This is a genomic window from Gordonibacter faecis (assembly GCF_030077735.1).
Classification (GTDB): Bacteria; Actinomycetota; Coriobacteriia; order Coriobacteriales; family Eggerthellaceae; genus Gordonibacter; species Gordonibacter faecis.
On the sequence record NZ_JASJEU010000006.1, the window covers coordinates 94,035 to 102,803 of the forward strand.

General features: G+C 62.6%; 8 protein-coding genes. 1 reads left to right on the forward strand and 7 read right to left on the reverse strand.

Annotation, left to right across the window (positions count from 1 at the left end; genetic code table 11):
- Positions 1-34: 34 nt before the first annotated feature.
- Together QNJ86_RS03445 and QNJ86_RS03450 are read right to left on the reverse strand one after the other, a co-directional pair.
- Positions 35-1,642, reverse strand: a complete 1,608-nt coding sequence (locus tag QNJ86_RS03445; protein WP_283831191.1) for a hypothetical protein — start codon at positions 1,640-1,642, stop codon at positions 35-37.
- Between the two features lie 12 nt (positions 1,643-1,654).
- On the reverse strand, positions 1,655-2,398 hold the full coding sequence (locus QNJ86_RS03450) for an ABC transporter ATP-binding protein (protein ID WP_283831192.1): 744 nt from the start codon (positions 2,396-2,398) through the stop codon (positions 1,655-1,657).
- A 133-nt stretch (positions 2,399-2,531) separates the two neighbouring features.
- On the opposite strand from QNJ86_RS03450, the gene QNJ86_RS03455 reads away from it, so the two are divergent.
- Complete coding sequence (locus QNJ86_RS03455) at positions 2,532-3,521, forward strand: CPBP family intramembrane glutamic endopeptidase (protein WP_283831193.1); 990 nt, start codon at positions 2,532-2,534, stop codon at positions 3,519-3,521.
- 106 nt (positions 3,522-3,627) lie between these two features.
- Here the strand turns inward: QNJ86_RS03455 and leuB are convergent, their stop codons facing one another.
- From leuB to QNJ86_RS03480, 5 genes are all read right to left on the reverse strand, one after another.
- A complete protein-coding gene (gene leuB, locus QNJ86_RS03460) occupies positions 3,628-4,737 on the reverse strand; it encodes a 3-isopropylmalate dehydrogenase (protein WP_283831194.1) in 1,110 nt (369 codons plus the stop codon).
- A 2-nt stretch (positions 4,738-4,739) separates the two neighbouring features.
- Complete coding sequence (locus tag QNJ86_RS03465) at positions 4,740-5,237, reverse strand: 3-isopropylmalate dehydratase small subunit (RefSeq protein WP_283831195.1); 498 nt, start codon at positions 5,235-5,237, stop codon at positions 4,740-4,742.
- Between the two features lie 138 nt (positions 5,238-5,375).
- The gene (gene leuC, locus QNJ86_RS03470; RefSeq protein WP_283831196.1) at positions 5,376-6,644 is read right to left on the reverse strand and encodes a 3-isopropylmalate dehydratase large subunit; all 1,269 of its coding nucleotides are present in this window, start codon (positions 6,642-6,644) and stop codon (positions 5,376-5,378) included.
- Positions 6,645-6,821: 177 nt separating this feature from the next.
- The gene (locus QNJ86_RS03475) at positions 6,822-7,304 is read right to left on the reverse strand and encodes a spore coat protein SP96 (protein WP_283831197.1); all 483 of its coding nucleotides are present in this window, start codon (positions 7,302-7,304) and stop codon (positions 6,822-6,824) included.
- Between the two features lie 151 nt (positions 7,305-7,455).
- Complete coding sequence (locus QNJ86_RS03480; protein WP_283831198.1) at positions 7,456-8,361, reverse strand: peptidoglycan-binding domain-containing protein; 906 nt, start codon at positions 8,359-8,361, stop codon at positions 7,456-7,458.
- Positions 8,362-8,769: the final 408 nt, after the last annotated feature.

An 8,769-nucleotide genomic window follows, 5' to 3' on the forward strand; every position in this document is an offset into this window, starting at 1 on the left:
TCTGTCTACGCGTGCGGCCACCCGCCGCGTGCCTTTAGTTCGTCAACCCCCGCTGCACCGTCTGGCGGTACGCCGCGAGGAATACCCCCGCAACCACAACCGCCAGCACAAGCGAGGCCAGCGTGCCGCCGATCGCGGCTACGGCGAAACCCAGACCCACCAGCACTACGCCGCCGAACGCGATCACGAACACGGGCATCCCACGTTTGACCGGCTCGTATGGCGACGTCCAGTCGTAGCGCGGCCGCTGCGCGTCCAGCGCAAGCCCCATAAACGTGGAAAACAGCGCCAACGCCAACGGCACCACGAACACCCCCACCAGCGAAAGCGCGTCAAGCGGAAACGCGATTGCCACCAGCACGCCGCTCACCACGATGGCAGGCACGGCAAACGCCAGGTTAAGCGCCGCCTTCGCCGCAAGGATAGTGCGCGCAGGCACCGGTGCCGTCAGCATGAGCCAGCGCGCCGACCCCTCAAGCGACACGGCCGCCACCGTCGTGGACATGATGCCCACAAAAAAGGCGAGCGCCCACGGCACCGCTTGCCCAATGAACGGGACCAGCTCAGCCGGCAGTTCGTTAAGCGGCAGCACGCCCGTAAGCGAAGCCACCAACAGCGCCGCCGTGCCTACCACCACAAGCACGTAGCCCATGCAGCCATTGAGGAAATAGATGGGTGTCGCCATAAGCAGGCGCGCCTCCTTCGCCAGCAGCGCACGGAAGGGCGAGCGCGCACCCGCGGCAGCCGCCCGCCCGCGCCGCCCGCGACCATCCTCAAACGAGAACGTCCCGCCCGCGTGCGACGCCATAAACAGCGCATTCACCGGCACAAACAGCTGCGCGAGCACCGCCACCAGCACGAGTGCCGCCGCCACATTCACGCCTGCGAACAGCGCAAACGCCAGCACATCGCCCTGCGCGATGGCGTTAGCCGCCCACACGGCGGGCGGGTACACGACCCCCAGCAGCTCCACCTTGTCTGCGCCCATCGCGGCAAGCGTCGCCAGGTCACCGCCGCTACCACCGATTACCGCAAAGTACAGCCCGAGGAATCCCACGAGCAGCACCATCGACAGCAGGGCCATCACCACATTCGCATGGCGAAAGCGCGACGACACCACCGCGACAAGCGCCGCCAGCACCACGGCCCCCGCAAGCGGCGCGAGCGGAGCCAGCACCACCGACAGTGCCATGCACAGCACGCCGACCGCTGGCACACCCACACTGCCCGCGTACACCACGAACGCCGGTACCATCACCAGCAGGCCAAACGCCGCGCCCATGGCGTACAGCGACGCAATGCGGGACAACACTACAACCGCCGTGGGCACCGGCAGCGACATCACGAGGTCGTAATCCCTAAAGCCGAACAGCACGCCGTTCGCCTTGAGAAACGCCGCCACCGCACCCGCCAGCGACCCTGCAAGCACCGCGATAAGCGGAATGGAATCCCCCAGCCCGAACTGCACGAGCGACGTTGCCACGCTCCCCACGTACGCCGCCACCAGCGCAACAATGCCCACGACCGCCAGCGCCACCAGCCCCAGCGTACGCTTCGCGCGCCCCGGGTTCGCATGGAGCGCCTTGTTGACACCGAACAGGCCCAGCAGCTGCACCTTCAGCAGCAGAATGAACGCGCGCATGACGCCGCCCCCTTACGCCTGGTCGCGGCGGTCGCGGTCGATCATGTCCAAAAACACGTCCTCCAGGCTCTCATTGCCCACCACCTCGGCCGTCGGTCCGCACGCGCGCAGCCGCCCCTGCTTGATAATGGCCACCTTGTCGCACAGCTTCTCAACCACCTCCAGCACGTGGCTGGAGAAAAACACAGCCGAGCCGCGGTCGGCCAGCTCACGCAGCATTTCTTTCACATGAAACGATGCCTCAGGGTCAAGACCGACGAACGGCTCGTCCAGCACGAGCAGCGTGGGCTCGTGCACGAGCGCGCCAATAAGCACGAGCTTCTGACGCATGCCGTGCGAGTACGACGACACGAGGTCACCCAGTGCGGAGGTGAGGCCCAGGCGGTCGGCGCAGGCTTCAATGCGCTCGCGACGCAGGTCAGCGGGCACTTCGAAAATGTCCGCGATATAGTTCAGGTACTGGATGCCCGTAAGGAATTCGTAGATGTCCGGGTTGTCGGGCACATACGCCGTCGCGCGCTTGCACGCGAGCGCGTCCGTGCGCACCGAGCGACCGGCGATGCGAATGTCACCCTCATCGAACCCGGTCACGCCCACAATGGCACGGATGAGCGTGGTCTTGCCCGCCCCATTGTGACCCACAAAGCCAAACATGTCGCCCGGCATCACGTCAAGCGTCACACCATCCACCGCCCGCTTGGCACCAAACGTCTTCACCACGTCCCGCACCGCAAGCACCGGGGCTGTCGCATCCATACTTGATCCTTTCGCCGTTGTTTGTTATATTTATGCTATAACAGATGGAACAAGAAAGCAAGTGTTTTCACCCTAAGCGAAGTGCCGTGAGGCGCGGAGTCAAAGGATGACAACTCACAAGGAGGGGAACATCATGAAGCGAATCGGGATATTCTTACTCGTTACGTTTGTATTGACCTGGGCGTATGAGTTTGGGGTGGTGTATCCCGTTGCGTCGGGGGCGCTGGTGGGCGTGCCGCCGATGGCCGCGCAGCTGGCTACCGGCGCAGCTATGTTCTTCCCCGCGCTCGGCGTACTCATCACGCGGCTTATCACGCGCGAAGGCTTCAAGAACAGCGTCATCAAGCCGCGCGGGTTCAAGAAGGCAGCGCCGTGGTTTCTCGTCGCGTGGTTCGGGCCGGCAGTGCTGGCCGTCGCGGGCGCAGCCGTGTACTTCCTCATCTTCCCGCAGGACTTCGACCCGAGTGCGTCATTCATGATTGGCACCGCACAGCAGCAGCTGGCCGCGGCGGGCAGCCCCGAGATGTCAGACGATGCCCTGCGCTCAATGCTGCTCATGCAGTTGCCCTTCGCCGTGGTGGCGGCTCCTGCCCTCAACATTTTCACGACGTTTGGCGAGGAATGGGGCTGGCGCGGCTATTTGGTGCCGAAGATGGCCACGCGCTTCCGCATTGTCCCAACGCTGCTGATCACAGGCATAATCTGGGGGCTTTGGCACGCGCCGCTCACCGCCATCGGCCACAACTACGGCACGAACTATCCCGGCTGGCCGTTCGCGGGCATCGCCGCCATGTGCGTGTTCTGCATCGTGCTGGGCATTTTTCTCACCTATGTCACCGAGCGTACGGGCAGCTGTCTAGCGGCCGCCATCGGACACGGGGCCATCAACGGATTCGCCAGCGCGGCGCTCATCTTCTCGGCGACGGGCGGCAACCCCTTCGTGGGACCCTTGCCCGTGGGCATTGTCGGCGGCAGCGCGTTTATCCTGGTGGCAGCCTTCATGCTGTGGGATTTATACCGCCGCGAGAAGGCCGGCACGCTGCACATGCCTAAAGCCGGCCTGCCCGACGGCGTAAAGAAGGGCGACCCCATTAAGACCGAAAGCCCCATCACCGCCGCCTAGCACGAAAATAAAAGTGTGACGCGTTAACGCGCTAACTAGTACGCCATAAGTCAGCCCGCGTCCCGTACCTTATGACGCGGGCTGACTTACTTACTCGCCGCATCGCCTACAGGTGTGACACCACCAGGTCGCCCATGGCGGCGGTGCCCACTAGCTTGTCAGCGGGGGTTTCGGCATCCTTGATGTCGCCCGTGCGCCATCCCTCGTCGAGCACAGCGGTTACCGCGCGACGAATGTCGTCAGCGGCCTCCTGCATGTCGAAGCTGTAGCGCAGCATCATCTCCACCGACAGAATCTGCGCGAGCGGGTTCGCGATGCCCTGCCCCGCAATGTCCGGCGCGCTGCCGTGGCTGGGCTCGTACAGCGCCACGCCATCGCCGAGGCTTGCGCTGGCAAGCATCCCCAACGAGCCCGTGATCTGGGCCGCCTCGTCAGACAGAATGTCGCCGAACATGTTCTCGGTCACCACCACGTCGAAATCGGCCGGGCGGTTGATAAGCTGCATGGCCGTGTTGTCCACCAGCAAATCCTCAAGTTCCACGTCTGCGTATTCCTCGTCGTGGATGCGGTGCACAATCTCGCGCCACATGCGGCTGGTCTCCAGCACGTTCGCCTTGTCGACGCTCGTCACCTTGTTGCGACGCTTGCGCGCAGCCTCAAACGCCTGGCGCGCAATGCGCTCCACCTCGTACTCGCGATACTCCAGCGTGTCGTAAGCGCGCTGACCTGCGGCGCCATCCGTGCCGCACCCCGCCTCGTCGTAGAAGCGCTCGCGACGGCCAAAGTACAAGCCACCCGTCAGCTCGCGCACAATCATCATGTCAACGCCGTCCACTATCTCCGGCTTCAGCGTGGAAGCACCGGCCAGCGCATTGAAAATCTGCACGGGACGCAGGTTCGTGTACAACCCCAGCGCCTTGCGAATGCCAAGCAACCCCTGCTCAGGGCGCGGTTTCGCCGGGTCGGTGGTATCCCATTTCGGGCCGCCAACCGCCGCCAGCAACACAGCGTCGGACGCCTCAGCCGCGCGCAGCGTCTCGTCCGGCAGCGCCGTGCCGGCCGCATCAATGGCGCACCCGCCAATGAGCGCTTCCGTATACTCAAACGTCGTATCGTACTTCGCCCCCAACGCGTTAAGTACCTTAACGCCCTCAGCAATAATCTCCGGCCCAATGCCGTCACCCGGCAACAAGCAAATGTTATACGTTTGGGTCATGGTTACTCCTTGCCCAGCTTGGCCTTGGTGCGGTTAATCAACCCGCCCGCTTCAATAATCTCGCGAATGAACGGCGGAAACGGCTGGGCCTGGAACGTCTGGCCCGTCGTTTCGTCCACAATCACACCCGCGTCGGCGTCCACGCTCACCACGTCGCCGGCCGAAATGGCATCCACGGCCTCCGGGCACTCCATAATGGCAAGGCCCGTGTTGATGGAATTGCGGTAGAAAATACGCGCGAAACTCTTGGCGATAACCACGTCCACACCCGCCGCCTTGATGGCGATGGGCGCGTGCTCGCGCGACGAACCGCAGCCGAAGTTCTCATCAGCCACAATGATGTCGCCCGGACGCACCTTCTGCACGAATTCCGTATCCAGGTCCTCCAGGCAATGCTTGGCCAGCTCAGCCGGATCAGACGTGGTCAGGTAGCGAGCCGGGATAATAACGTCGGTATCAATGTCGCGCCCATAACGATGCGCGGTTCCCTTAAACTGCATATAACATCCTTTCCCAAAAGGGGTTTTCGTGGCGAGAGCAGTTGGGGTGAAGGTTCCGGAGGGCTGAGCTAAGCGGCCTTTGTGCCGCGTGCGAAGTCCTCCGGATTCTGAACTCCAAATGCGCCGCCACGGAAAGCCCTAGTCCAAGTCTTCCGGCAAGCCAATATGCCCCAGCACCGCGCTCGCTGCGGCGACAGCCGGCGAGGACAGGTACACCTCACTCGTCGGGTCACCCATGCGGCCGACGAAGTTGCGGTTCGTGGTGGCAATGGCGCGCTCGCCTGCGGCCAGAATGCCCATGTAGCCGCCCAGGCACGGGCCGCACGTGGGCGTAGACACGGCACAGTTTGCGTCCAGGAACACATCCATCAGGCCTTCCTCAATGCACTGGCGATACACCGCTTGCGTCGCGGGAATCACGATGCAGCGCACATCCGGGTGCACCTTCCGCCCGCGCAGCACGTCGGCCGCCTGGCGCATATCGGCGATGCGGCCGTTCGTGCACGAACCAATAACTGCCTGGTCAATGCGCACGTCGCGCGCCTCGGCCACCGGGCGCGTGTTCGACGGCAGGTGCGGGAACGCCACGGTCGGCTGAATGGACGCCGCGTCGATCTCGTACACCTTCGCGTACACAGCGTCCGGGTCAGAATGGTACTCGGTATAGGGGCGCTCCACGCGACCATCCAGGTAGGCGCGGGTCACGTCGTCCACGTCAATGAGGCCCGCCTTGCCGCCCGCTTCAATAGCCATGTTCGAAATGGACATGCGCTCGTCCATGTCCATGGCGCGAATGGCGCTGCCCGTGAACTCCATGGCCTGATAGAGCGCACCGTCCACACCAATCATGCCAATAATGTGCAGGATAACGTCCTTGCCCGTCACGCCCGACGCCAGCTCGCCCTCAATCTTGAACAGCAGCGACTCAGGCACCTTGAACCACGCCTTGCCGGTGGCATATCCCACGCCCGCGTCGGTGGAACCCACGCCCGTGGCGAACGCGCCCAGCGCACCATAGGTGCAGGTGTGACTGTCGGCGCCAATAATAAGGTCGCCCGCACCCACAACGCCCTGCTCGGGCAGCAGCGCGTGCTCAACACCCATGCAGCCCACCTCATAGTAGTGGTTAATGCCCTGCTCACGCGCGAAGTCGCGCACAATTTTCGCCTGCTCGGCGCTCTTGATGTCCTTGTTCGGCACGTAGTGGTCGGGCACCAGCGCAATCTTCGTGGGGTCGAACACCTTCTCAACGCCAATCTTGCGGAACTCTTTGACGGCGATGGGGGCGGTAACGTCGTTGGAAAGCACGAGGTCAAGATCGCATTCGATCAGCTGACCCGGCTCAACTTCGTCCAGCCCCGCATGGGCGGCGAGAATCTTCTCCGCCATAGTCATGGGACGTGGCATGGGTTGCTCCTTTGTAGCGGTTGGGTCGTGCGAGCCCACGCAGCGGCGCGGGCAGGTGAAAAACGCCGTCAATTGTACCACTCACTTTAGTGCGCAAAAGAGAAGGACCCCGAAGGGCCCTTCCAATGTGAAGCGAATTCCAGATTTGAGCGGTGTGTGAGGCAAATGGCGAATGGCCTACCACGAACCGTGATAGTAGCCGCCGCCGTACGAGCCTGCTACGCCTGCCATGGCTGCGGCAATCATGCCGCCAATGAGGAACCACAGCAGCACCTGAATGACAATCCAGGCAACAAAGCCAATGATGGTCCATTTGAGCGCGTCGCTTTTCACCTGCGGCAGCTTGTCCACATTCACCAGCCACGAAATGACGATGCCCGGAATGCCCAACAGCGCACCCACCGCAAACCAGCCGAACTTCATGCCGCCAGTCAGTTCCATAAGCGGCGCTGGCATATACACGGGCGGCTGCGGTTGCGGCTGGTAACCCGGCGCGGGAGCCTGATACGGCTGTTGCGGCGGCATCTGCCCCATCGGAGGCTGCTGATAGGGCTGCGTCGGCGGCACCTGAGTAGGCGGCACCTGCGTCGCGGAATCCGGCGTCTCAGCCGGCGGAGGCGTGGGAACGCCCTGGTCGTTCGGGTTCATATTTTCGGCCATTAGTGCACCTGCTTTCCTTGTGAAGTTTCCTGATCAGAAGTATAAAAGCCCCTAGCAAACCCACCGTTCAAGAGGCGAAACTGTCATCGAATTGACACGTGACTACATCACGCGGTGTACGCCAAGGAAGCGATGCGACAGCAGCACGGTGTTATGACAACGCCGAGCACAGTGCGTCAAGCAGGGTGATGGCGAAGTGTTGGGCCGAGCGACCGACTCCGGCGTCTTCCCACATGGTTCCCGGCAGCTCAACCGCCACGCGTGAAGGGGACGCCGCATCCGCCACGCCAATGGCGGTTTCAAGGCGCAACGGCAGCGTTGCGTCGTCGTCGAAACTCACGCGCGGCACCGCTTCGGCCGTGGTTTCCTCAGGCAACACAATGTGCACCAGCAGCATATTCTGATCGGGTGCCACCAACAGTGAGTCGGCACTCATGATTTTGGAGGCAGGGCTTGTGGCCAGCGCCAGATTCGACATGCGCGAAGCAACGCTACGCGTGAACTCATGCGTGCCAAACAGGCAAAGTGCGTTGCGTTCTAGCACGTCAGCGGCGCGTGCGAAGCCCAAGTGCACCGGCTCGTGCACGGCTTCCTTGCCCTCCCAGGAATGATGCAGGTTGCGGATGGCCGCATACGTGTACGCGCCCGCAATGCCGTCGGAAGGCAAGCCCAGGTTCAGCTGGAACTTGCGCAGCGCCAGTTCGGTATAGGCTCCGAAGATGCCGTCGATGGCCCCGCACGCGAAACCGAGCGCGCCCAGCGCCTGCTGCAACTCCACCACGTCGTGGCCGTGGAAGTGCGGCATGCGCAGATACAACGTGCGGTCGCCGAGAAAATATGAGGCGTCTACCAGGGCCGACCACACTTTGTCGGTCACGTCGTCGCCCACCGGCAACCCCGACTGCAGGCAGAACGCGCGCACCGCCGCCGCCGTTTTTTCGCCAAACGTGCCATCGACATCGGCCTGGTCAAGCAGCCCGATGGTGGCAAGGCGCTGCTGCACGTCCTCAACGGCAGCGCCCGTGTCATGTTGTTTGATGGTTTCCATAAACCTCATGGTACCGCACCGCCCCCACCCCACCCGAGCCAACAAAGCTGGTTCCACCAAAGCAACAGAGGGGAAGAAGGCGAAAGATAAGCCTCTTGCCGAATGTGTTTCAACCTCTGGCGGAGCAGGCGATCGCCTATAAGTGTGACGCGCTATCGCGCTTCCTATTACGCCACAAGTTTTCTCAAGTCCCTCACCTTACGACGCGGGCTGACTGACTTGAAGGCGAGGTCATGCAATCGGGACAAGCAGCGTAGGGATGCACTCCAGTGCATCCGTTCGCGCGAAGCGCGAAAACGCAGGTAATGATTGAGTTCTCCGCCTTCGGCGGAGAGGGCGATTCGTGAACCGCCCCTCATATACTCTTTATGTCGCCAGATTTATGGCGAGTACGTCCTTTCCAATGTAGGTTGCATG